Raw genomic sequence first — 23741 nt, forward strand, 5'->3', positions numbered from 1 at the left:
TTTCGTAGTTAAAAAGCAACGTCGTTATTCGTTATTCGTGCGCTTCGCTGGTCGTCCGCGTTTCACGCTGTTCGAAAAACCAAACCCGAACAGTGAGCAACGCAAACGGACGAGCAACGAGCAACGCTGTTAGTTCGCAGCAGCGTAGGCTTCTACCTCACGCCATACTCGAACAAAATTCTTGTAGAGAATCTTTTCGATGTCTGCTTCGCTGTAACCACGGTCTAAAAGACCTTGCACCAAATTAGGATAGCTCGACACATCCTTTAGGCCTTCAGGTAGAGAATCACCCACCCCATCATAGTCCGAACCTATGCCGATATAGTCGATACCCACAAGGTTTTTCACATGGTCAATATGATCAAGTACCTGTTCTAAGGTAGCAAACGGATAAGGGTTTTTAGCTCGTAGCTCAGCTATACGCTGCTTGGCTTCATCAGAGTCCGCGCCATATTGCTCTTGGACTTTTTCGATTTGACCACGAATCATGGCACCATAGCGGTTGGCTTGTTGGGTTACAAAAGATGAGCCGAAGTTAATCATAATCACTCCACCGTTTTCGGCGAGCGCTTTGATCATATCGTCGCTCATGTTTCGCTCAAAACCGGGAGTGTATTTACGTAAGGAGGAATGCGAGGCAATGACCGGCACTTTGGATAACTCGATGGTCTGCCAAAACGCATCATCGGAGACATGAGATATGTCTATCATCACTCCAATCTCATTCATGGCTGTTACTAATTCTTTACCGAACGGGCTAAGACCATTCCACTGCTTGCGAATGTCGTAAGATGAATCAGCAATATGATTAGATTCACTGTGAGCTAAGGTGATATAACGAATGCCACGGTTGTAGAATTTCACCAAATTGTTAAGGTCACCCTCTATCGGAGAGCCGTTCTCCATCCCCATTGCGATAGAAATAACGCCACGCTCTTGCTGCTGCATCACTTGGTCAACACTTGCCGCTAGGGCAAATTTACCTGGAGCTCGATAGGCAAGGGCTTCCATGCTATCAATTAACTCATGCGCGAGCTGATAACTAGCACCGGGAGTGCGCTCTAAATTCGCGGGAATGTAAATGGACATAAAAGGTACATTCAAACCGCCTGCTTTGGCGCGCGGGTAATCAAAATCACCGCGAGCCGTGGCCTTGGTGACATCTTCCCAATCCTTTTTTAAGCGATAAGGCACATCAATATGGGTATCAATAATTAAATTCTGTTGCGCAATCTGATGCGCTTTTGCGCTGGCGGTATAATGTTTGTGGCCTTCTTTACCATCATGTGCAAGTGCGCTGCTAGCACTTAGACCAAGAAAACTGGCTACGCCAAGTGCTGCCAAGCTATAAGTGAAAGTAACGGATTTATTCACGCGGCAGTATCCTCTGTTGTTATGATTATGAGCGGTGGAACATCAGCCTACCACAGCTCTAATCTCCAATCACTCAGATTTACCGGCGCTCACCGCAGCTGAAACTGTAACGACCGCACCGGCAACAACGGTACCAACTACCGGCGCAATCATTAACATAACTAAGATACTCTGCTGCATGCCACCACCTTATTCTGGCTGCTGACCAGTTAAGCTAGGCAACATCTCACTGGCATAATCAGCGGCACTACGAACAATTGCAGGCAATGACAAGGATACCTTAATATCATTAACCCAATCTAAGAGTTCGTTGTCAGCTGCTTGCTTTACTGAGCTACTAACAGCTTGTGCTTCGGCATGAACTAATTCAGTTAGTAACGGTTCGACCGCTACATTATCGGTGGTTTGATCCGCTGTTTGTGCAGATGCTGCACCTACATAGAGCTGGCTTACTAAGACACCTAATGCTACCAACATAGTTACTGAAGTTTTCATTGCTTATCTCCTTTTGTACCATTGTGAAACCGACGATTCGGTACTAAGACTTAAGCAAAGAGCATGCCAACTATCATAAACCAATGATTAATAGGTATTTTATAAAGATAAATAAAAAAGGCACCCTGATGATGGAGTGCCTTTGCTGAGAATTAATGTCAACTTTTAACTACCGTTAGCGTAATCCGCCATTTTTTGAGCAATTCTTTCACGAGCTATTTCAACCTCATGCAGAGCCATTTGCAACAGCTCATGCGCATCACTAGCTGTAGGCCCGTATTGGCTTAAGACCTGACGCCAACGTTTAGCACCGGGGCCACCTTGAAACAGTCCTAACATATGCCTTACAACATGCCAGACCCGTCCGCCTTCAGCCACATGGGCTTGAGTATAGTCAGCCATTTGCGCTATCACTTGTTGTAAGTCAGGGCGATGGCTGTCACCACACAGAGCATCAAACTCAGTAAGTAGCGTGGGATTTTGATAAGCTTCGCGGCCAATCATCACACCATCAACAAACTCTAAATGATGTTGAATCTCAGCAACAGTCTTTACCCCGCCGTTCAACGTTATATGTAACTGGGGATAGCGCTCTTTCATGCGATAAACACGATCGTAGCGCAACGGTGGTACTTCTCGATTTTGTTTTGGGCTTAAGCCCTTTAACCACGCATTGCGGGCGTGTAGAGTGAAAAATTGACACCCAGCAGCCATCACCGGCTCTAAGAAACGCTGTAAATAGTCGTCACTATCATGCTCATCTATACCTAACCGCGTTTTAACCGAAATCACCGTCTCTGGTGCCGCTGCTTGCATGGCTGCAACACATGCGGCAACGGTTTCTGGCTCAGCCATGAGGCAGGCGCCAAAACTACCATTTTGAACTCTATCTGATGGGCAACCAACATTAATATTCACTTCTTGATAACCACGTTCTGCAGCGACGGCTGTGCAGTGCGCCATCGCAGCCGGATCACTACCTCCCAATTGCAGCACCAGCGGTTGTTCAGCAGCAGCGTATCGTAAGAAATCGCCCTTGCCATGAATGATTGCACCTGTGGTCACCATCTCGGTATAGAGCACCACCTGCTGACTTAGCAGTCGATGAAAGTAACGGCAGTGGCGATCCGTCCAATCCAGCATCGGGGCTACGGAAACGAGACGGTTCCACGCATATGCGTTGGCAACTTCAGGGGATGGACCAGCAGGCGAGTGATACAGCTCAGACATGGGGCTAACTCTTGTTAATACATTAGCCCCATAGTATACCTTGAAGCACCCTTTGCCTGCTACTACCGCAAGACAGGTGCGCGACGAGCTTGGCTTATCTGCTCAAAAGCATAGGCGGCTTCAATCAGGATAGGTTCAGATTTTGCGGTCCCAAAAAAACTCATTCCTACCGGCAAATGTTCGACAAATCCCATGGGTACCGTGATATGTGGATAACCAGCGACAGCTGCAGCACCACTGGCTGACCCGCTAAAGTTATCGCCATTGATCAAGTCAATTTTCCAAGCTGGCGACACCGATGGAGCAATTAGTAGATCAAGATCATAGTCAGCCATAGCGGCATCTATGGCTAATTTACCAGCTTTTTCTCGTGCACTTTTCTTCGCCGTTAGGTAAGCCTCTTTATCCGTAGCTGCTAGCGCCATAGTAAAGAGTTCTTGCCCAAACCAAGGCATGGTCGTTTCAGCATGGGCTATGTTTGCATCATGCAGGTCTTGCAGCGAGCTATACTGCGTATGGGGGCTAGCGGCAAAGTACTCTGTCATGCCTTGATTAAACTCATATAAGAGAACGGCGAACTCGTCGTTACCCCAGTTACGTCCCTGTGGGAATTTCACGTCGTCCACTATAACTGCGCCGGCTTCTTTTAGTTGTTCTAAACGCTCAGTAAAAATAGCATCCATCGCCTGGTTGTAGCCCATCAACTCTCGCACCACACCAATACGTTTCCCAGCCAAGCCATCGACACGCAAATGACGACTGTAATTTGCTGTCGGAGCAAAACTGGCGCTATCAGCCGAATCTTTTCCTACCATCGCATCAAGCATGTACACCGCATCTGTGACATTGCGAGCCATAGGCCCGGCTGTATCCTGGCTCGCAGAGATAGGAATAATACCGTCGCGACTAAGCAATCCGACCGTAGGTTTAATAGTGACAATTCCATTGATAGCTGCCGGACAAATAAGGCTACCATCGGTTTCAGTTCCTACGGCCAGTACTGTGAAATTAGCGCTAACTGCAACCGCCGAACCCGAGCTCGACCCACAAGCTGTACGGCTAGTATCGTAAGGGTTTTTAACTAAGCCGCCCCAACTACTCCACCCCGATGCCGAGTTGGTGGAGCGGAAGTTGGCCCACTCGCTTAAATTGGCTTTGCCCATAATAATCGCCCCTGCTGCTCTAAGCCGTTGCACAATAAAGGCATCATCAGGGGGCATATGATCACGTAATAAATACGAACCGGCAGTATTGGCGAGACCGTCTGCGGTATCAATATTATCTTTCAACAATACCGGAATACCGTGCAATTCACCGCGACTATGACCAGCAGCTAGCTCGTTATCCAACTGCCGCGCCTGCTCTCGTAAGGTATCTAAATCGATTAAACTAATCACAGCACGTAGATCAGCACCGTCGGAGTTGTGCTTTTTAATGGTAGCGTAATATTCTTCAACCAGTGCTACGCTTGTGAGCTTACCCGATTGAAATTCTGCCTGAATATCAGAAATAGTGCGCTCATGCGCCAGAACTTGTGCTGTCGTTAACAAAGCAACAAAAGCCAAGGCAGTGCTTAATGTTCTTATTATTCTCATTGATTTTTCCTAGCACGAAACGTTTGATGAAAGGTTATACTTTGCCGTATCCATAAGCGATGATAAACTTCGTTGCATGAACACACAAGAAACCCAACGCCTGATAAACAAGGCCGAAAAATTATGCGAACAACGTGGGGCTAGACTAACGCCCGCACGGCGCGAAGTTTTTGAAATCTTAGCAGGTCAAGAAGGCGCTATCGGAGCTTACGATTTATTGGACAAGCTTAAAGCGGCTGTACCTAACGCTAAACCACCGACCATTTACCGTGCTCTTGATTTTCTTCAAGAACAGGGCTTTGTGCACAAAATCACGTCCTCAAACAGCTACGTTTTGTGCTCTCATTTTGATCATCAGCATCCAGTACAAATGTTGATTTGCGAGCAATGTGGTGCGGTACAAGAAATTCAATCAGATGGGGTTTACGAGGCTTTGCGTAAACAAGCAGAAGACCAAGGGTTTGTGGTCGTATCACAAACCATCGAGGCTCATGGTCTCTGTCGAGATTGCGTGAGCTAGCAGTTGCCAACTGCTAGCTCAATCAATTAATAGTCTGGCCCGTCTGGTATATCCATCTTGGCCAAATTATCAAATCTTGAAAACTGCCCTTTAAACTTCAATTTAACCCGTCCTATCGGACCATTCCGCTGCTTACCTATGATGATTTCGGCAATCCCCTTCTCTTCTGATTCTGGGTGATAAACCTCGTCTCGATAAATAAACATGATAACGTCGGCATCTTGCTCAATTGAGCCAGACTCGCGCAAATCCGAGTTCACCGGACGTTTATCAGAACGCTGCTCGAGTGAACGGTTAAGCTGAGATAAGGCAATGACAGGTACTTTCAATTCTTTCGCTAACGATTTCAAGGAGCGCGAAATCTCTGCTATTTCTAGCGTCCGATTTTCAGACATTCCAGGTACCGTCATCAACTGCAAGTAATCCACCATAATCAAGCCTAAACCACCATTGTCGCGGTGGATACGTCGTGCTCTAGCACGCACTTCAGTCGGAGTCAGACCAGACGAATCATCGATATAAATATTATTCTTTTCTTTTAAAATATTGACTGTTGATGCAATTCTCAACCATTCCTGTTCATCCAACCGGCCGGTCCGAACCTTAGTTTGATCGACAGAACTTAAGGACGCCATCATCCGCATCATGATTTGTTCTGCAGGCATCTCTAGGCTAAAAACCACTACCGGTTTATCGTTTCTCATGGCAACGTTTTCGACTAAATTCATGGCGAAGGTTGTTTTACCCATCGATGGCCGTGCTGCCACGATAATTAAGTCGGATGGTTGCAAACCTGCTGTCATCTGATCCAAATCTAAGAAGCCAGTAGCAACACCAGTTACGCCATTATGATTCTTAATAGCACCAAGCTCTTCAATTTTACTAATAGTTCTGGCCAAAATCGGAGAGATAGCTTGGGGCCCATCATTTTCGCTAGTACGCTTCTCAGCAATAGCTAAAACCTTTGTTTCAGCCATATCAAGTAACTCAGCGCTGGTACGATTCTGAGTATCAAATCCAGCTTCAGCAATATCATTTGCAACGGCGATCATCTCGCGCAAAATCGCTCGCTCACGCACAATTTGTGCATAGGCCCTAATATTAGCTGCGCTCGGGGTGTTTTTTGCAATTTCACCTAGATAGGCAAAACCACCCACATCTTGCAATTCATTATTTGCCTCGAGTACTTCTGATACCGTAATTAAGTCAATCGGTTGGCTTCGCTCGGCTAAATGATGCATAGCACGATAGATCAAGCGGTGACCGCGATGATAGAAGTCATCGGCAATTAACTCCCCAGCAATAGTATCCCACGCTTGGTTATCCAGCATCAGTCCACCCAATACGGATTGTTCTGCTTCAATGGAATGTGGAGGGGTTTTTATTGCATCAAGCTTGGCGTCTTTGAGCTTTTGCTGTCCCTGCCAGGCTTGCTTGGTAGTGCGCTTTTCTGCCATGTATCTCTCAGTGAGTGAAGATGAATAATTCACCTGAGACTATACAAAATCAGCGAGCGCGAAGAAAGCAAATCAGCATAAATTTACTGATTTGCTTAGCTTGGCTCTGAGACATTGGCGTTAATTCATTTACTTATGTAAAACAATATTGCCACTTACACTGTTCAGACTCACTGTGCTGTTGCGTTCGCCAAGCTCGAGTTTCAGGCTTTGTCCTAATCCGAACTTACTTTCTGCCGCTTTCACGCCATTCAAGCGGTTAATGATGTTACCACCGGCGCTTGTGCGCACTTCAATATCGGCATGAATAACCTTGCCTAATTGTATCGTCGTATCGCCGCTCACGGTTTCTACATTCACTCGTGCGCTTTCATTTAGAGCTGTATTTACATTAACGTCTCCACTAACATTATTAATGTCTAGTGAATCGACATGAGCCAGGGTTAGTTGCACATCACCTGATACCCCTTCAGCACGCACTACACGAGCATTAGTCTTAGCTTTTACGTTACCGCTAACAGTGGCGTATGTTGCACGCGAACTATCACTCCCCTGATCTTCTATGTCGCCACTAACACTGTTTAAGGTGATTTCACCGGCTAATTCTCGTCCCTTAATGTCACCACTTACCGATTCTAAATTCACCCCACCGGTTAAATAAGAAGTTGTAATATCACCACTAACGCTGTTAATTATCACCTTGCCCGTAAAACGATTAAAAACAAAGTCAGCCGAAACGCTTTGCGCTTCAACTCTCACGGTCTTCGGTAAGGTTATTCTCAAATCATTACCGTCGCTGTTTGAGAAGTTGCCATCGTTTGGCATTTTCACGCGAATAGTTAAGGTGTTGCCATTCAGTTCGAAAATAAATTCTTCCGCGCTTTCATCAAGGTTACCTACCACCTCAGCGATATTTGAATCAGTGCCACGTACGTCAACCTCGCCGCGCATCGTATCAATCACGACCCGCGTATTGGCAGGTATTTCAAGTTTCTGGTTTATCGGTTCACCTTTGGCTAAAGCTAAATTCGGTAATAGTAATAACGTGCCGACCATGGCTAATTGAATTAATTTGTTCATTGATACATTCCTCTATTGTGCTTTGTTTAAACCTGCCGATAACTGCGCGGCTGCATATACATAGTTTTCAATAGCTCAAGCTCCTGCTGGTGCAACCACTGTAAAAACTTCCATAGCTCTAGATTATTCGGCTCTTGCTGCAGTTGCTGAGTCACTTTAATTGCTGCTTCACGTAGTTGTTGTAACTCTACTTCTAATTCACTAAATGAGGGCGTAAAACCGGCATTTTGGTAATTGCTTAATAGCAACTCACGCTGTTGCTGGTGCTGTTGGGTTACCATCGTCAGCAATTTCATCTGCGCCTCGGTTTGCAACCTGTTACCTGGACTCAACATTTGCACATGGTGAGTACCCATAAACACTCCGATGGCAACGAATAATGACGCAGCAACACCTATCACCCAACGTCTGTTATTATTTACTTGCAACTGCGAACCGAGCTGTTGTCGGCTAATACTCGCCTCAATGCCACGCCACAAGTCTTTGGGTGGCGTTATCTCACCACCATTTCGCATCGTTTCGTCTATCAACGAATCTAATGCGTTGCTTGAACTATTATTCGGCGTTGTCATCGCTTAACCACTCCTCTAATAACGCTCTGGCACGGTGCACCTGAACTTTACTGGTGCCTATCGCTATTCCTAACTCTTCGGCTACATCTTCATGACGCATTCCCTCTAGGCAATGCAGAACAAACACCCAGCGCATTTGCAAGGGCAGTCGCTGAATCAAACCATCAAGGCGCCCCAAATCTGGCCCATCACTATGTACCAAGTTCTGTTCGAATTCAGTTTGTCCGTCTCCGACCAGCTGCAACTGCTGTACACGACGGTTTTGTTTACGCAACTCAGTTATGACGACGCGCGTAGCGACGGTATACAGCCAAGTACTAAATTTACTTTCGCCGCGAAAACTCGCTAAGTGCTTCCATAGCTGAATAAACACTTCTTGGGTCACATCATTCGTCGTATCCAAATCACCTGCAAGACGCATCACCAAACCGTAAACACGCCGATGATGCCGTTCATATATTTCACGAAACGCCTTCAAATCGCCTTGTCCGGCCTGCTGCGCAAGCTTTACATCTGGGTCATCAAAGTATGGTGCTGTTAAAATTTGAGCTGTCACGGGAAATCCTATCTTGGTATTTTGTACAGCGATTCTTATTAAGTTAATCAGTATGTCGCACGTTACTGATGTAAGGTTTACAATGCGTCATAAAAAATCCAAAAAAAAAGCTGCCCAAATGGACAGCTTTTCTAGTTTGCTTGCAGCAGCTGAATTAATCTTCAGCAACAACCTGCAATTTAACGGTTGCAAATACGTCCGAGTGCAAGTGCAACTCGATGTCATATTCGCCAACGTCACGTAACGTGCCGTTCGGTAACAATACTTCTGATTTTACTACCGCAACACCTGCAGCAGTTACCGCATCAGCGATATCACGAGTACCGATTGAACCAAACAGTTTACCTTCGTCACCAGCTTTTGAGCTAATAACTACTGGCTCTAATGCATTTACTTTCTCTGCACGTTCTTGAGCGGCAGCTAAGTCAGCAGCTAATTTAGCTTCTAATTCAGCCCGACGCTCTTCGAAAACTTGAATGTTCGCAGCGGTTGCAGGAACTGCTTTACCTTGCGGGAACAAAAAGTTACGTGCGTAGCCAGACTTAACAGAAACCTGGTCACCCAGGCCACCTAAGTTGGCAATTTTGTCTAACAGAATAATTTCCATTGTTCGCTACCTCTGAGTTCTTGAGATCGTTCGCAATGCCGGCTTACTGATGTGAATCAGTGTAAGGCAGCAAAGACAAATAACGTGCACGTTTAATTGCACGCGCCAACTGACGCTGATACTTCGCAGAAGTGCCAGTGATACGGCTAGGAACGATTTTGCCACTCTCAGTGATGTAGTTTTTCAGAGTAGCGATATCTTTGTAATCAATTTCTTTAACGCCTTCAGCCTTGAAACGGCAGAATTTACGGCGACGGAAAAAACGAGCCATGATGGTCTCCTCAAATCTTCACAAGTTGCTGGGCATGCAATACCAGTTTACCAATACCGTTTTTATCTTCTATTCGATTCAAAAAACCTGAAACTTGTATGTCACTTCCAACGTTTAATTCATTTGCCCATTGTGTTGCTAATGCCCCACTCACTACGGTGACCATGCGTACATAGGCACGTCGTGGTAATCCAGCCTCTATTTGTTCTGAGCGATGCTCTAAAACAAATTTCAAGTGGCTAATGCCAGCCGGACTGTGGGTTAATTGCGGTGGTTTAACAACTGCACCACTGACAACAAAGTGATTTTGCACAGACTACACAATAGTAGACACAACGATTATCAGCTTACGCTGCGTCGTTGTCGTCTTGCTCTTCGTTGCGGCTATCAGCTTTACGCGGCTCATCTTTCTTGCTCAAAACAGATGCTTCAGATTCAGCTTCTTTCTTGCGCATGATCATGTTGCGTAAAACCGCATCGTTGTAACGGAAAGCTGTTTCTAGCTCGTCTACAACTTCAGCAGTCGCTTCGATGTTCATCAACACGTAGTGTGCTTTGTGCAACTTGTTGATTGGGTAAGCCAATTGACGACGGCCCCAGTCTTCCAAACGATGAATGGTACCGTTACCTGCTTTGATGGTCTCGCTGTAACGCTCGATCATGCCAGGTACTTGCTCGCTCTGGTCTGGATGGACCATGAATACGATTTCATAATGACGCATTTCTGCTCCTTATGGTTCATAGCTACTAACGGGCTCAGTCACACCCTCAGCAGCAAGGAACGCTTTTTAGATGAATGAATACTTCAGACTGATTTAAGCGGCGGGATCTTAGCCGAAAAAGCACACAATCACAAGCATCATTGTGCGTTATCTCCGGCTTCTACTAGATCTATCAATACTTTTACATACTGCTCCGGTAATGCTCCCATAGCTTCTGGGCGCCCTTGAATCTTAAAGCGTTGAAGATCCGCATTAGGACCTGTAAGTTCACCTAATAATTCAAGATTATCGGGTTGGCTAACGGATACCGTTAATTGCCATGCATAATCTGCCGGCTCATCGATAAGCTTCCATTCATGGCGTTGTTCAAGACGCTGCTGCACATCAAACAACACGTCTTGTAGCGCATTATTATTCGGCACTGGTGTGCTATAACTGATAAATAAAAATGGTTTATTACTGCGCTGTTCAGGGAGCAAGTCACCGGTAGGTAACCAAGCCAACGCCAGCAACACCATAATGATTAGCGAAATAATAATGGGACGAATACGGCGACGATTAAACATGACGCTGTCTCACTACTTCATACAAACAAACTCCAGTAGCAACGGAGACATTCAAACTACTTACGCTACCTAGCAATGGAATTTTTATCAGTTGATCACAAGTTTCACGAGTTAAACGACGCATACCGTCGCCCTCGGCTCCCATCACTATCGCCACAGGCCCCGTGTAATCAACTTGGTAGACACTATCATTCGCTTCACCGGCGGTGCCAATAACCCACACTTGGTTTTCTTGTAACTGACGTAAAGTACGCGCAAGATTAGTAACCTGGACAAAAGGAACTGTCTCTGCTGCACCACTAGCAACCTTGCGCACCGTAGGGTTGAGTGAGGCTGATTTATCTTTTGGAGCTATCACCGCGGTTACTCCCGCGGCATCAGCAGTACGCAAACACGCACCTAAATTGTGCGGATCGGTTACTCCATCTAAAACTAAAAACAAAGCAGCTTTGCCAGCTTTTGCACAAAGCGCATCAAGATCATTCTCAGTCAACTGTGGAGCTTCTAAAGCGGTAATAGCAATACCTTGATGATTGCCATTGTCAGCCTTTTTATCGAGGGTTGCTTTGGGCACAAACTGTACCCGTAATCCCAATCGCTGCGCTTGACTTACCAAGTCTTGTAAAGGCTTATCCTGGCGCTCACGAGTAGCGAAAACCTCAACCAGTCGTTCAGGATGTTGTTCAAGAATAGCACGCACAGAGTGCATTCCAAAAATCGTTATTTTTTTACTCATAACTCACTCATCGATATAAAACAGGACCATCAGCGTTGAGGTTTGCGCGCCTTACGTGCTGATTCTTTTTGTTTGCGCTTGGATTTAATGCGCGCTTTTGTTTTCTCTTTTTTTGCTTTTTTGACTTTTTTGTTAGGGGCTAAGGTGCCATCTCGTGACGCTCGGGGAGACGATTCATTCATGCGAGTTACCCCTGTTGGGCTCTCCGCTGAGAGTAATTCTAAATCAATTTTACGTTCATCAAGGTTAACTGATTTTACCCGGATGCGAGCTTTATCACCTAACCGAAATACCCGCCGACTGTTCTCCCCTATCAATAAATGTTTCGCACTATCATAGTGATAATAATCATTATCCAAGTTACTAATATGCACTAGTCCGTCAATTTGTAAGTCATCAATCCGAACAAATAAGCCAAAATTAGTTACCGCTGCAATAACGCCAGTAAATTCAGTCCCCACGTGGTCGCGCATAAATTCGCATTTAAGCCACTCATCCACTTGACGAGTAGCATCATCAGCACGTCTCTCCGTCATTGAACAGTGCTCACCCAAATGATCCAATTGCTCGTCTGGATACATCCAAGCACCGCTCAAGGCGGGCGAAGGTCCTTGCTGTTTTTTTAATATGGCTTTAATTGCCCGATGTAAAATCAAATCTGGGTAACGTCTAATCGGTGAGGTAAAATGAGCGTATTCAGTTAACGCTAAGCCAAAATGACCAACGTTATCAGGACTATAGACTGCTTGCTGCATCGATCTAAGCAACATGGTTTGAATCAATTCTGCATCAGGACGTTCAGCAACTTGTTTAAGCACCTCCGCATAATCTCGTGGACTAGGCTCATCACCACCTTTCATGCGCAGCCCCAGTTCCGCTAGAAAGCCACGAAATGCCGTTAACTTTTCACTGCTTGGAGTTTCATGGATGCGAAATAGTGCACCCGCCTCATCATCGCCCTCAATCAGGCGTGCCGTCGCTACATTCGCCATAATCATGCATTCTTCGATGATGGTGTGAGCTACATTCCTGCGAACAGGTTCTATCGATTCAATCTTACGCTGAGCATTAAAAATAAATCGCGTTTCAAGAGTTTCAAACTCAATTGCTGAACGCTGCTGTCGTGCTTGCTTAAGTATCTTATATAAGTCATGCAAATGCTCGATGTTGCTTAAAACTGAAGCATAATCAGAGCGTAATGTCGGATCCCCAGCCAATATTGCGGCTACTTTGTTATAAGTTAACCGGGCGTGGGATTTCATCACGGCAGGATAGAACTCTGAGTGCGTTAATTTGCCTCGTTTGTTGATTGTCATTTCCGCCACCATGCATAGGCGGTCTACGTTAGGATTCAACGAACATAACCCGTTAGACAGCTTCTCCGGTAACATAGGTACGACAAAGTTCGGAAAATAAACAGAATTTCCCCGCTCTAAGGCATCTTTGTCTAACGCACTATTAGGTCTTACATAGTAGCTCACATCCGCGATGGCAACCCACAGCTTCCAACCGTCACCATGCGGTTCTGCGCAAACCGCATCATCAAAGTCACGCGAATCATCACCATCGATTGTGATCAGCGGTAAGCTACGCAGGTCCTTCCTGTCTTGATAAGCTTCAGCTGGCACGTCCTCTCCAAAGCTTTCTAACCCTTGGGAAACTGCTGATGACCATTGCGTTGGGATATTATGTTCACGAATGGCTATTTCAATTTCCATTCCAGGCGCCATATGCTCGCCCAAGACTTTAGTTATGGTGCCAATTGGACTACTCCGTCGAGTTGGTCGTTGCGTCACCTCAGCTACGACAATTTGCCCATGTCGAGCGCCATTTGCTTGGCCTTCGGGGATGATAAGATCCTGACTTATACGACTATCATCTGGTACCACCACACCAATATTGTGTTCAACAAAATAACGCCCAACGATATCTCCTGAACGCGGTTCAATCACGCGGACAATGCGTCCTTCGGCTCGACCTTTGCTATCTGTTCCTTGCTGCTGCACTAACACAATATCGCCATGCAAAACGTTATACATTTGGTGGTGAGGAATGAATAAGTCTGCACCACCTTCGTCTGGGCGACAAAAACCAAAACCTTCACGATGACCAATAATACGTCCTTTAATTAGGCTCATTCGCTCTGGTAAACCATAAGCATTGGCTTTGGTATAAATTAATTGGCCATCTCGTTCCATCGCGCGCAAGCGACGTTTCATCCCAACGAGTTGCCGTTCATCAGCCAAGTTAAAATGTTTGACAAGTTCATCAAAGCTTATCGGCTTTAATCTAGCTGTGACAGCATGTAAAAGCTCTTCACGAGAAGGGATTTCAACTTCGTATTGAATGGTATCTGCATTAGATGATTGGTCGTTAGTGCTCATAATTCCTCGATATCCCATGTTAGCCTTGTTGCAACAGGGTAATTGCGGGCATTATAACAGATTTCCATAGTAGCCGCGCTAATCAAGACTGTCACGCTAGTTACTTAAGCAATATGCCACGATTTGAATTGAAAAGAGAAGATTATTGGCCTTCATTGTGACTGCGAGGGCGAGGCTTTAGATTCAATGAAAGATAGCTAGATCCTAAGTTTGAAAAAAATCCATTTCAAAATTTTAAACGATATCCCGTACAAGACGGCTAACGACAGTAGCATTAACGTAAATCCACCTAAGACTGTCGCCTTCCACATATAACCGCTATTACACAGATAGACACAAGCTTGAATACAACACCAGCCAGTCCTTTCTGCGTTGTTAACAATTTCCGATTGGCCACAAAAAAGCCCCGCGAAGGGGCTGTGAGGTCAAATTTTATACTTTGCACAATGACTTTCTAATTTTTCGTCAATTACTGGTTCACTCGCATGTTTAGTGAAAAAGCACCTTAAGTAATCTTTTTGATCATCGTCCAAAACTTTAAACAAGTTATTAGTAACGTCATAAAGATAAATACTGTCTCCAATAATTTTTCTTTCTAATTTTCCATCTAGAGAGCGAATTAGAGCCATAAATACTATGTCTTCCGGTATCTTGGCTTTGTTGTTTACACCAAAGTTATCAAAAAGATATGTTGATGCCTCATCAGAAAGTAATTTTATATCTAGTTTTGTGATTTTTATTTTGGCGCTTTCTTCAAGTTGAGCTTCACTTTGATAAACCCTATGCTTTGTCCAAAATCCGTCATAATAAATATCAACCAGACCAGATTCGCCACATCCTTGAAGCAAAACTATAATTGTTAAAATAATATACTTTAACCTAACCACAAACCTCGCCTCCATCTTCTGTTGACCTGCAAGTCGGGCCACTTACAGTTTCTACAGTACCGTCATTGTGATCTCGCCTTGTCCCTTCGCCAGTTTGTGAATTAACTGCATTTTCTTTCAACATTGTAGTCTGATCCTGTTGTTCATTCGGAACTCCAGCTTCGTTCACTAACACGTGTATTATTTCGTGAATAAGTCCCGTAGCTGGTGATTGAGAACCATCACTTGTAATTAATCCCTCTTGAGGGTTCCAATCAATTTTGTCGCCCATAACAGGATCACCAACAGTTGATCCGTACCAGTACTTTTGGACACCGAGCTAAGTGAGTAAAATCACTTAACGAGGTGAATCATGAAAGCAAATAAAACACGCAAAGTCCACACACAAGAATTTAAAGCAGAAGCCCTGAAATTAGCTGAAAGAATAGGCGTTGCAGCGGCGGCTAGAGAACTAAAAGTCTACGAATCCCAGCTGTACAGTTGGCGGACTGCGGCGCAAAAAAATCTAGCACGAGCGCCAGAGAAGCAGAGCAAGTCTCTGAAATTGCTCGATTAAAACGTCAATTAGCTGAACAGGCAGAGGACCTGGCCATATTAAAAAAGGCGGCTACCTACTTCGCGAAGAACCAAAAATAGCCAGATTTGAGTTTATTCTTGAGCACCAGCATCAATTCAGCTTAAAGCGGATGGTGAACGTGCTCAACGTATCGCGTAGTGGGTATTATGCCTGGCGGAAACATGGTCAGACAGTCAATCCTCGAGAGCAGCGTCAAATTGAGCGAGACGAGGCGATTAAGCAGGCATTTATTGACTCGAAAGAGCGCAGCGGCGCTCGGCGTATCCAAGTGGATTTGGCAGAGCTCGACATAACACCCGACATCAAAACTATTCGCAATAGTATGATACGCCAGGGCCTTGTACCTAAGGCTGCACGTAAATTTAAGGTCACCACGGACAGTAAGCACAATCAGCCTGTGGCGCCAAACTTGCTGGAGCAAGATTTTACGGCAAGTGCTCCGAATCAAAAGTGGGTTGGCGATATCACGTATTTATTCACTAGTGAGGGCTGGCTGTACCTAGCGGTAATCATCGATTTATATTCACGCTCGGTTGTTGGCTGGTCGATGAGTAACCGAATGACCGCAACGTTGGTGTGTGATGCTCTGAAAATGGCTTTATCTCGCAGAGGCTTTCCCGAAGGGATCATTGTTCACAGCGACCGAGGCAGTCAATATTGCTCGAACGATTATCGAGATTTAATTCAAAAACATAGACTTACTCAGAGTATGAACCGTAAAGGAAATTGTTGGGATAATGCCTGTGCCGAGAGCTTCTTTCACTCATTGAAGGTCGAAGCCTTGCAGGATGAGCCCATCATGGATCGAGAAAACATGCGCCGCGCAGTCTTTGAATACATCGAAGTTGATTACAACAAGACAAGAAGGCATAGTGCTATTGGCTATATCAGCCCAGAGAACTTTGAATTGAAAAATAGTGCTTAGCAAAGTGTCCACTTTTAGTGGTACGGATCATACCTATTTGTAGGAGGAATACTTCACAAAAACATGTCTTGGATAACTTACCAGTCTTATTATTAATGCTGTCTCATTCGGATTTTGCGCATTTCCCAAAGAATGGTGAGATACTAGAAGATCCTCTCCGCAGGTAAAGACAGAGAACCCACCGGTTCCTCCATTTCCAAACAAGGCTCGTACTAAATAAAACTTACCTTCTCCTTTATCCTCAGGTTTAACGCCGGTATAAAAACCAACTAAGCTAGAATTCACTTCAACAATGGGTGAATTGAGTAACTTTGATTTAGCTGCTTCAAACTTAGAATGAGAAACCTCGATCACGTCTGATGACTCAAGTTTGTTAAGAGCAGAAAAATCTGTACATTCCCCTTTGGGGTTATTAACCCATACTTCACTAGCAAGCGAGAGGTTCGGTATTAATAAAAAGCTAATTATTAGGATTGAGAGCTTTTTCATTCTTTTTTTGTCCAATTTCGGTCTGAATCTAATATTTCTTTCATTGTTGAGTCTTGTGGTGTTCCTTGCAGATTGCCCATAATGTCATTTTCATGTCCGGGTAGTGCCATACCTGTCCCTTCATAGTATTGATCATCGGCACCCATTAAGTGCCCTGCTTCATGCTCTACCATACCACTAGTCATATTGTCACCACTGGCATTCCACTCTCCTTTATTCCCTTGAACGTAAGACCGGCCTGATGCTGGATCTTTGTCTAAAAGAGTTACTTCGTTTTTAGGTCCGATACCGGATTTTGCATCAGTAACATTTACCGTCACATTTGTATTTTTACCGTTTACTTTATACGTGCCTGACCACTTCTTCGAAACCTGAGTCTTTATGGCTTGAATATTCTGCTTTGTCGCTAATGGTCCAGTAAATTTAGTTGGAATATCAATCTGAATACTTCCGTTTTTCATATGCGTGATCATTGCATCTTGTCCATCAGGATCTACATACTTATAAGGATTGTTATTGGCGTAAGCATAACGGTTAAAGCTAAGTACATCGCGGAATCCAACCGGATCATTCGAATAGAAACGACCTATAACTGGATCATAGTATCGTGCCTGCATATAACTCAGGCCTAGGTCATTATCGTACTTATGGCCAGTGTAGCCGATGTCGTCGTTTGGCGCTTCGTAAGTGTCACCAAAAGGTTGGTAATGCCGGCGACTCTCTACCCTTCCTGTGCTGTTGGTTCGTGCCACCGGACTGCCCAACATGTCTGAATGGATAAAGGTGGTTGTTGCCTGGCGGTCCTCAGCGATAAGCTTGCTACCAAGGTAAATGTAGTTCGTTTGAACGCCGTTGTCTTCACTCAATAACAGCTGCCCCGACTGGCTGTAAAGATAATAGCGGGTATCTCCATCGCCTGCCACCTTAACGCGGCGGTTGTGGCCGTCGTAGCTGTAACTCTTGCCAAGCGCGGCAGTCATCTGGTTGGCTAGGTTGTAACTCATCTCAACATGGCTGTTGTTGGTGTTGCCGAACACTTATTATTAAAATAATCTTTTGAATGCACAGCCCTTCCCTTAGCATTAACTCGGTGTCGGCGGGGCTTTTTATTGCACTAGGGTTGTTATCAAACGCGGGCCCGATTAGACGATTATTCAATCTAATTAAGGGATCCTCTGTTCTTGTGGCGCATTGTTTTATCTAGCCAGATGGCAATTTTACCGGATAGGCATTGTTATAAATGCTGCTTAGAAGTATGGTTGATTGGCAATGCATCTGCAGCTGTTCAAGCGACAATTCAAGTGATAAGTTTCTTCTACCAAAAACAGGAAAAAGGATGTTAATTAAGTGGCAAGGAATAATAGCCCGAAGACATCATTGTTCACAGCGACCGTGGCAGTCAGTATTGTTCAAACGATTATCGAGATTTAATTATAAAAAAATGGGCTTACTCAGAGTATGAGCCGAAAAGGAAATTGTTGGGATAATGTCTGTGTCGAAAGTTTCTTTCACTAATTAAAGGCGGAAGCCTTGCAGGACGAGCTCATCATGGAGCGAGAAATTATAAGCAGAGCAATCTTTGAATAGATGGTGCCTAGGGTCGGACTCGAACCGACACGTTGTCGCCAACGGCGGATTTTGAATCCGCTGCGTCTACCAATTTCGCCACCCAGGCACTGGGTTTTGCGCTAGCGTTGCTAGCTGAAGTATGCAGCGCATTATACTGATGCTTCGCAACCAATCAAGTGATTTATTCATAACTTGAATCAATCGGCTAAATCCTAGCCAATCAACCAGTTTTACTCGGCAGCGAGATGAATATTAGTTAATATGATTAGCGTTTATTTACCAATAGAGACTGCTATGACCGATACCGCTAATGCTAATCCTACTGATGCACCGCGCTCGACTGCTCAAATTCATGCTGAGTTTGCCAGTGCTGGTTTCTTTCGACGTCTTGCAGCCATGATTTATGATGTGCTAGTCGCGGTTGCGATTATCATGTTAGCGTCTGCACTAGCATTAGGTTGCGCAGCACTGCTCACTAGCTTAGGTTGGTTAGAATTACCAGCGGGGATGGACCATGCCGCTTGGTTGAACCAATCCATGTTTTATCAAATTTATCTACTACTAGTGCTTGGTGGCTTTTTTGGCTGGTTCTGGTGGCGTAGTGGACAAACTATTGGGATGCGTGCTTGGCGTCTAAAAGTACAACAACGCAACGGCCACCGGATTACCAAAAAACAAGCTTTGATTAGAGTATTAACTTGTTGCTTTGGCCTAGGTAACCTTTGGGTACTCGTAGATTTCAAACATCGCCGAGCTTGGCATGATTACGCTGCTGGGACAGAACTTGTAACCTTATCCAAAGAAGCTAACCAGTTGTATTATTGGAAGGAACTCTAGTTTTGATAGTGAAGCGCCATGCTAGGCTCCTCGGCGCTGCATCATCCAAATTGCCCAAATTGCAAATATTAAGCTTGGTAATAGAGCCCCCAGTACTGGCGGCATTTGATAAACCTGCGCCATAGGACCAAATATCTCATTACTGACATGAAAACCAAAACCAGTTATCACACCAAGTAAAATCCGGGCGCCCATAGACGTAGAACGTAGAGGCCCAAAGATAAATGATAACGCCACCAGCAGCATCACTGCTACGGTAACAGGCGCCAGCACTTTTCGCCATAACGCCAATTCGTAACGCTCAGATGCTTGCCTATTACTGGTGAGATAGTCTAAGTAGTCTAGCAGTCCACGAATAGAAAGTGACTCAGGTTTTACCGTAACCACCCCTAACTTGTCCGGAGTTAAGCTAGATTGCCATAACAATTCACCACGGCGCTCAGTAGTAATCTGCTCTAATCCGTAACGGGTGGTGGTAACCCCTTGTAAACGCCAACGATCAATCTGATACATAGCTGAATCACTTTGCATCACGGCCTGTAATTCTTGTTGCTGGTCAAACTCATACACAGTGATGTTGCGTAACCGTCCTGTATCTTCAACTTCTCCAATATTAACGAAGCGCTGACCATCGCGAGCCCAAATACCTTGTTGAGCAGAAATTAGGCTGCCGCCTGATATCGCACGGGCCCTTAGTTCTCGACCATGAGATTCTAATTGCGGTGCAATCCACTCGCCCATAGCCATAACTGCTAGCATCATAATCACCGCGGCTTTCATCACTGAAGCAACGATATTTAAACGAGAACGCCCGGCAGCTAACATCACCACTAACTCTGAATTGCTCGCCAACATTCCCATTCCAATCAGGCCACCAAGTAAAGCAGCCATAGGGAAGAACACCTCAATATCTCGCGGCAGACTATAAAGCACAAAAAGGCCCGCATCTGCCACACTGTAGGTGCCTTTGCCGACTGATTTGAGTTGCTCAACAAACCGAATCAGACTAGATAGCCCACTCAATACCGCCAAACTCAACAATGACGTAACTAACACGGAGCGAGCGATGTATTTGTCTAAGATAGAAAACATTAACGTTCTCCTCGTAAGCTAGCGAGGAGCTTGAGCCCTAACGACCGACCTTTACCAATCAAGATCACACCGAACAAGAGCAATAAGATATGAATCCACCACAGTCCAACGACAGGTGGAATAACACCATCAGCTACCGCCGAGCGGGCAGCCATTAAAATCAAAAAGTATCCCAGATATATCAACAAAGCTGGTGCCATTCGGGCAAATTTGCCCTGACGAGGATTTACCCTACTCAATGGCACCGCAATCAGAGTAAGCAGCGGCATTGCTAGTGGAATAGCAATCCGCCACTGTAATTCAGCATGGGCTTCAGGATTATCTTCTGCCAGCAATTCGGCGGTACTATATGCTTCTAGTTTACGGATATACTCTGAGCCTTCTTGTTCCTTTATTTGCAGTTGATAGTCGTCAAACTGCATCACTTGATACTCTTTTTCTAGATGACTCTGGGCGTAGCGCATACCATTGTTCAACACTAAGGTTTGTGCTCCCGAAGCGGCCGCTAAAACACTACCACTGTCGGCCATAACGACACTAGTACCAACCACTTGATCCTTTTCATCTCGCAGTGACTGCGCCACAAACACTTCATCTAAACTGCCGTCTTCGGTTAGCCCTTGCACGTAAATCACTGCTTTCTGGTTGCTTGCCTGTTGAAAACGGCCTGGCATGATAACGCTTAACCCTGTTTCGCTGCGTGCTTTTTCTTCCACGACACGTTCTTGTTCTAGCGACCAAGGCACCAACCACAAGGTCAAGCTAGCGGTTAGAAGGGCTAATAAAACAGCCACAACTAAGGTGACACGAGTAACATACCACTCGCTCACCCCACAGGCATGCAGTACGCTCATTTCATTCTCAGCATAGATCCGACCGTGTGCTAGCAAGATTCCTAGAAATAGGCTTAAGGGCAGAATTAGCGCAGCCAATGCGGGCAAGTTTAACCCGAGTAACTGGATAACTATGTTGCTTGGAATTTCGCCCGCCGATGCGTCTGCCAGCACCCGAACGAACTTCTGGCTGACGAAAATAGTCATCAAAACCACCAACACAGCGATTTGAGACTTAAATGTTTCACCGATTAAATAGCGAAATATGCGCACTAGAGACCACTCTTAACATAGCTTTTTGCTGGAAATACTGCGATTTTTAAGTAAACTTGTCATTTTCACAAGAATTATTCTACGGCAGCGATCTGCTGTCAACCGCAGCAAACGGGAGCACTTATGGAGTTCAACGTAAAAAGTGGCAGTCCGGAGAAGCAACGATCTGCCTGCATTGTCGTCGGTGTCTATGAACCACGCCGCCTATCTGGAGTTGCTGAACAACTCGATAAAGTAAGTGACGGTTACTTAAGTAACCTGCTACGGCGTGGCGATTTAGAAGGCAAGCCGGGACAAATGTTACTATTGCACAACGTTCCCAATATTTTCAGCGAGCGAGTACTGCTCGTTGGTTGTGGTAAAGAACGTGAACTCGATGAACGTCAGTATAAACAAATTATTGAAAAAACCATCCATACTTTAAATGAAACTGGCTCAATGGAAGCCGTTTGTTTTTTGAGTGAATTACATGTTAAGGGGCGCGACACCTATTGGAAGGTCCGTCAAGCAGTCGAGGCAGCACAATCAAGCCTATATACTTTTAACCAACTAAAGACACGCAAAGAAGAACCACGTCGACCGTTACGCAAGTTAGTCTTCAACGTGCCAACTCGTCGTGAACTACCACTAAGCGAAAAAGCTATTCAGCATGGCCTAGCTGTAGCCAGAGGCATGCATGTTTGTCGGGATGTCGCCAATATGCCACCCAATATCTGTACGCCGCAGTATTTGGCCGAGCAAGCCGCCGCATTAGCTGATAAGTATGACAATGTTACATTCTCGGCAGTCACCGAACAAGAAATGGCTGAGCTAGGAATGAATGCTTATTTAGCTGTCGGTCGTGGCTCAGAGCACGAATCAATTCTCAGCCTGATGCATTATCAAGGTGGCGCACCAGACCAAGCCCCTATTGTGCTTGTTGGTAAAGGTTTAACCTTTGACTCTGGTGGGATTTCGATTAAACCTTCCGCGGCTATGGATGAAATGAAGTACGACATGGGCGGAGCTGCTGCGGTACTTGGTGCCATGCATGCGATTGCTGAGCTGCAATTACCTATTAATGTAATTGGTGCCTTGGCCGGTTGCGAGAACATGCCTGATGGTAAAGCTTATCGTCCTGGTGATATTTTGGCGACAATGAGTGGCCAAACGGTTGAAGTGTTGAACACGGATGCTGAAGGGCGCTTGGTATTATGTGATACCCTTACCTATGTTGAACGATTTGAACCCGATGCAGTAATTGATGTAGCAACACTCACAGGTGCTTGTGTGATAGCTCTTGGTGCACACGCTAGTGGCTTGATGAGTAGCCATAATCCACTTGCTCATGAATTGCTATCTGCATCAGAGCAAACTGGAGATCGAGCTTGGCGTTTACCACTATGGGAAGAATACCAAGAATCGTTAGATAGTCCCTTTGCCGATATGGCTAATTTAGGTGGACGCGAAGCTGGGACCATTACTGCGGCCTGTTTCTTATCGCGCTTTACTAAAAAATATAACTGGGCTCATTTAGATATCGCCGGAACAGCTTGGCGTGGCGGAGCTAAAAAAGGTTCGACCGGCCGGCCGGTACCTTTGCTTACTCAGTTTATAATCAATCGTACGCAAGCTTTAACTCAGGATTAATATGAGCCAGTGCATCTTTTACGTTCTTGATGGTCTAGACGAACAGCAGCAACTTACATTTTTTTGTGAGCATATTGCTAGCCATTGGCGCGACTATCGCAGCGTAAGGGTGTGGTGCCAAACGCAGCAATTGGCCGAACAGCTCGATCAAGCCTTATGGCAGCATCCTGCTGATGCCTTTGTGCCGCATAACCTAGTTGGCGAGGGCCCCACTCAGGGGGCCCCCGTTGAAATTTGCTGGCAAGGTGTCAACGCATCCAATAGGCGTACCGCTGTCATCGTCAATTTAATGAGTGAGATGCCACCGCTAAACGGTGCAAATAGGATTATTGAGCGTGTTCCCAGTGATGATGAAGGTCGTCAATTAGCTCGTGAACGCTTTAAACAATATCGCAGTCTAGGTTTGAATTTATCTACAATACAAGCCAAAGATGTGCAGTTTTCTTCGTGAAAATAGAACGATAT

The 23741-nt window shown here is 45.3% G+C and carries 25 protein-coding genes, 1 tRNA gene and 2 pseudogenes; 6 read left to right on the forward strand and 22 right to left on the reverse strand.

Annotated elements, in window-relative coordinates:
• Window positions 1-129 precede the first annotated feature (129 nt).
• The 4 genes from AB8S08_RS08670 to AB8S08_RS08685 all read right to left on the reverse strand — a co-directional run bounded on the left by AB8S08_RS08670 (window position 130) and on the right by AB8S08_RS08685 (window position 4694).
• Window positions 130-1374, reverse strand: coding sequence for a dipeptidase (locus AB8S08_RS08670; protein ID WP_258306617.1), 1245 nt, complete (start codon window positions 1372-1374; stop codon window positions 130-132).
• 189 nt (window positions 1375-1563) lie between these two features.
• Window positions 1564-1869: a hypothetical protein gene (locus AB8S08_RS08675; protein WP_369742517.1), complete on the reverse strand. Its 306-nt coding sequence runs from the start codon at window positions 1867-1869 to the stop codon at window positions 1564-1566.
• A gap of 165 nt (window positions 1870-2034) precedes the next feature.
• A complete protein-coding gene (gene dusA / locus AB8S08_RS08680; RefSeq protein WP_153826737.1) occupies window positions 2035-3099 on the reverse strand; it encodes a tRNA dihydrouridine(20/20a) synthase DusA in 1065 nt (354 codons plus the stop codon).
• Between the two features lie 62 nt (window positions 3100-3161).
• Window positions 3162-4694, reverse strand: coding sequence for an amidase (locus AB8S08_RS08685; RefSeq protein ID WP_369742518.1), 1533 nt, complete (start codon window positions 4692-4694; stop codon window positions 3162-3164).
• A 76-nt stretch (window positions 4695-4770) separates the two neighbouring features.
• On the opposite strand from AB8S08_RS08685, the gene zur reads away from it, so the two are divergent.
• On the forward strand, window positions 4771-5214 hold the full coding sequence (zur, locus tag AB8S08_RS08690; protein WP_110076179.1) for a zinc uptake transcriptional repressor Zur: 444 nt from the start codon (window positions 4771-4773) through the stop codon (window positions 5212-5214).
• Window positions 5215-5240: 26 nt separating this feature from the next.
• Here the strand turns inward: zur and dnaB are convergent, their stop codons facing one another.
• From dnaB to AB8S08_RS08755, 13 genes are all read right to left on the reverse strand, one after another.
• A complete protein-coding gene (dnaB, locus tag AB8S08_RS08695; protein ID WP_369742519.1) occupies window positions 5241-6671 on the reverse strand; it encodes a replicative DNA helicase in 1431 nt (476 codons plus the stop codon).
• 129 nt (window positions 6672-6800) lie between these two features.
• Window positions 6801-7751, reverse strand: coding sequence for a DUF4097 domain-containing protein (locus tag AB8S08_RS08700; protein WP_369742520.1), 951 nt, complete (start codon window positions 7749-7751; stop codon window positions 6801-6803).
• Between the two features lie 26 nt (window positions 7752-7777).
• On the reverse strand, window positions 7778-8323 hold the full coding sequence (locus tag AB8S08_RS08705; protein WP_369742521.1) for a hypothetical protein: 546 nt from the start codon (window positions 8321-8323) through the stop codon (window positions 7778-7780).
• Window positions 8307-8879: an RNA polymerase sigma factor gene (locus AB8S08_RS08710; RefSeq protein WP_369742522.1), complete on the reverse strand. Its 573-nt coding sequence runs from the start codon at window positions 8877-8879 to the stop codon at window positions 8307-8309. The genes AB8S08_RS08705 and AB8S08_RS08710 overlap by 17 nt, the downstream gene beginning before the upstream one ends.
• 154 nt (window positions 8880-9033) lie before the next feature.
• The gene (gene rplI / locus AB8S08_RS08715; RefSeq protein ID WP_110076175.1) at window positions 9034-9486 is read right to left on the reverse strand and encodes a 50S ribosomal protein L9; all 453 of its coding nucleotides are present in this window, start codon (window positions 9484-9486) and stop codon (window positions 9034-9036) included.
• 43 nt (window positions 9487-9529) lie between these two features.
• Window positions 9530-9757: a 30S ribosomal protein S18 gene (gene rpsR / locus AB8S08_RS08720; RefSeq protein WP_006956988.1), complete on the reverse strand. Its 228-nt coding sequence runs from the start codon at window positions 9755-9757 to the stop codon at window positions 9530-9532.
• Window positions 9758-9767: 10 nt separating this feature from the next.
• Window positions 9768-10070, reverse strand: a complete 303-nt coding sequence (gene priB, locus AB8S08_RS08725; protein ID WP_110076174.1) for a primosomal replication protein N — start codon at window positions 10068-10070, stop codon at window positions 9768-9770.
• A 34-nt stretch (window positions 10071-10104) separates the two neighbouring features.
• Window positions 10105-10479 (reverse strand): 30S ribosomal protein S6, encoded by a 375-nt coding sequence (gene rpsF, locus AB8S08_RS08730; RefSeq protein ID WP_110076173.1) that lies wholly within the window; start codon window positions 10477-10479, stop codon window positions 10105-10107.
• Window positions 10480-10616: 137 nt separating this feature from the next.
• A complete protein-coding gene (locus AB8S08_RS08735) occupies window positions 10617-11045 on the reverse strand; it encodes a hypothetical protein (protein WP_153826731.1) in 429 nt (142 codons plus the stop codon).
• Window positions 11038-11781, reverse strand: coding sequence for a 23S rRNA (guanosine(2251)-2'-O)-methyltransferase RlmB (gene rlmB / locus AB8S08_RS08740; protein ID WP_110076171.1), 744 nt, complete (start codon window positions 11779-11781; stop codon window positions 11038-11040). The genes AB8S08_RS08735 and rlmB overlap by 8 nt, the downstream gene beginning before the upstream one ends.
• A 29-nt stretch (window positions 11782-11810) precedes the next feature.
• The gene (gene rnr, locus AB8S08_RS08745) at window positions 11811-14165 is read right to left on the reverse strand and encodes a ribonuclease R (RefSeq protein WP_369742523.1); all 2355 of its coding nucleotides are present in this window, start codon (window positions 14163-14165) and stop codon (window positions 11811-11813) included.
• Window positions 14166-14590: 425 nt separating this feature from the next.
• Entirely contained in the window at window positions 14591-15052 is a 462-nt protein-coding gene (locus tag AB8S08_RS08750) for a hypothetical protein (RefSeq protein WP_153827224.1), read from the reverse strand.
• Window positions 15045-15323, reverse strand: coding sequence for a hypothetical protein (locus tag AB8S08_RS08755; protein ID WP_369742524.1), 279 nt, complete (start codon window positions 15321-15323; stop codon window positions 15045-15047). Before AB8S08_RS08755 ends, AB8S08_RS08750 begins: the two co-directional genes overlap by 8 nt.
• An 81-nt stretch (window positions 15324-15404) precedes the next feature.
• Here AB8S08_RS08755 and AB8S08_RS08760 point away from each other — a divergent pair.
• Window positions 15405-16554 (forward strand): annotated as a pseudogene (locus tag AB8S08_RS08760) (IS3 family transposase).
• A gap of 33 nt (window positions 16555-16587) precedes the next feature.
• Here the strand turns inward: AB8S08_RS08760 and AB8S08_RS08765 are convergent.
• Both AB8S08_RS08765 and AB8S08_RS08770 read right to left on the reverse strand, forming a co-directional pair.
• Complete coding sequence (locus AB8S08_RS08765) at window positions 16588-17043, reverse strand: hypothetical protein (protein ID WP_110076365.1); 456 nt, start codon at window positions 17041-17043, stop codon at window positions 16588-16590.
• Entirely contained in the window at window positions 17040-18080 is a 1041-nt protein-coding gene (locus AB8S08_RS08770) for an RHS repeat-associated core domain-containing protein (RefSeq protein WP_369742525.1), read from the reverse strand. Before AB8S08_RS08770 ends, AB8S08_RS08765 begins: the two co-directional genes overlap by 4 nt.
• Window positions 18081-18407: 327 nt before the next feature.
• Here AB8S08_RS08770 and AB8S08_RS08775 point away from each other — a divergent pair.
• Window positions 18408-18630: pseudogene (locus tag AB8S08_RS08775) on the forward strand (DDE-type integrase/transposase/recombinase); the annotation flags it as partial.
• A 1-nt stretch (window position 18631) separates the two neighbouring features.
• On the opposite strand, the gene AB8S08_RS08780 reads toward AB8S08_RS08775, so the two are convergent.
• Window positions 18632-18718 (reverse strand) — tRNA-Leu (locus AB8S08_RS08780).
• Between the two features lie 188 nt (window positions 18719-18906).
• On the opposite strand from AB8S08_RS08780, the gene AB8S08_RS08785 reads away from it, so the two are divergent.
• Window positions 18907-19449, forward strand: coding sequence for an RDD family protein (locus AB8S08_RS08785; protein WP_369742526.1), 543 nt, complete (start codon window positions 18907-18909; stop codon window positions 19447-19449).
• A 21-nt stretch (window positions 19450-19470) separates the two neighbouring features.
• Here AB8S08_RS08785 and lptG read toward each other — a convergent pair whose 3' ends face one another.
• Window positions 19471-20541, reverse strand: a complete 1071-nt coding sequence (gene lptG, locus AB8S08_RS08790; RefSeq protein ID WP_110076370.1) for an LPS export ABC transporter permease LptG — start codon at window positions 20539-20541, stop codon at window positions 19471-19473.
• Window positions 20541-21647 (reverse strand): LPS export ABC transporter permease LptF, encoded by a 1107-nt coding sequence (gene lptF / locus AB8S08_RS08795; RefSeq protein ID WP_110076371.1) that lies wholly within the window; start codon window positions 21645-21647, stop codon window positions 20541-20543. Before lptF ends, lptG begins: the two co-directional genes overlap by 1 nt.
• A gap of 123 nt (window positions 21648-21770) precedes the next feature.
• Between lptF and pepA the strand changes: the two genes are divergently transcribed.
• Window positions 21771-23276 (forward strand): leucyl aminopeptidase, encoded by a 1506-nt coding sequence (pepA, locus tag AB8S08_RS08800; RefSeq protein WP_369742527.1) that lies wholly within the window; start codon window positions 21771-21773, stop codon window positions 23274-23276.
• Window position 23277: 1 nt separating this feature from the next.
• Entirely contained in the window at window positions 23278-23727 is a 450-nt protein-coding gene (locus AB8S08_RS08805; protein WP_153827222.1) for a DNA polymerase III subunit chi, read from the forward strand.
• Window positions 23728-23741 lie beyond the last annotated feature (14 nt).

The organism is Pseudidiomarina sp. PP-1MA (genome assembly GCF_041200125.1).
Classification (GTDB): Bacteria; Pseudomonadota; Gammaproteobacteria; order Enterobacterales; family Alteromonadaceae; genus Pseudidiomarina; species Pseudidiomarina fusca.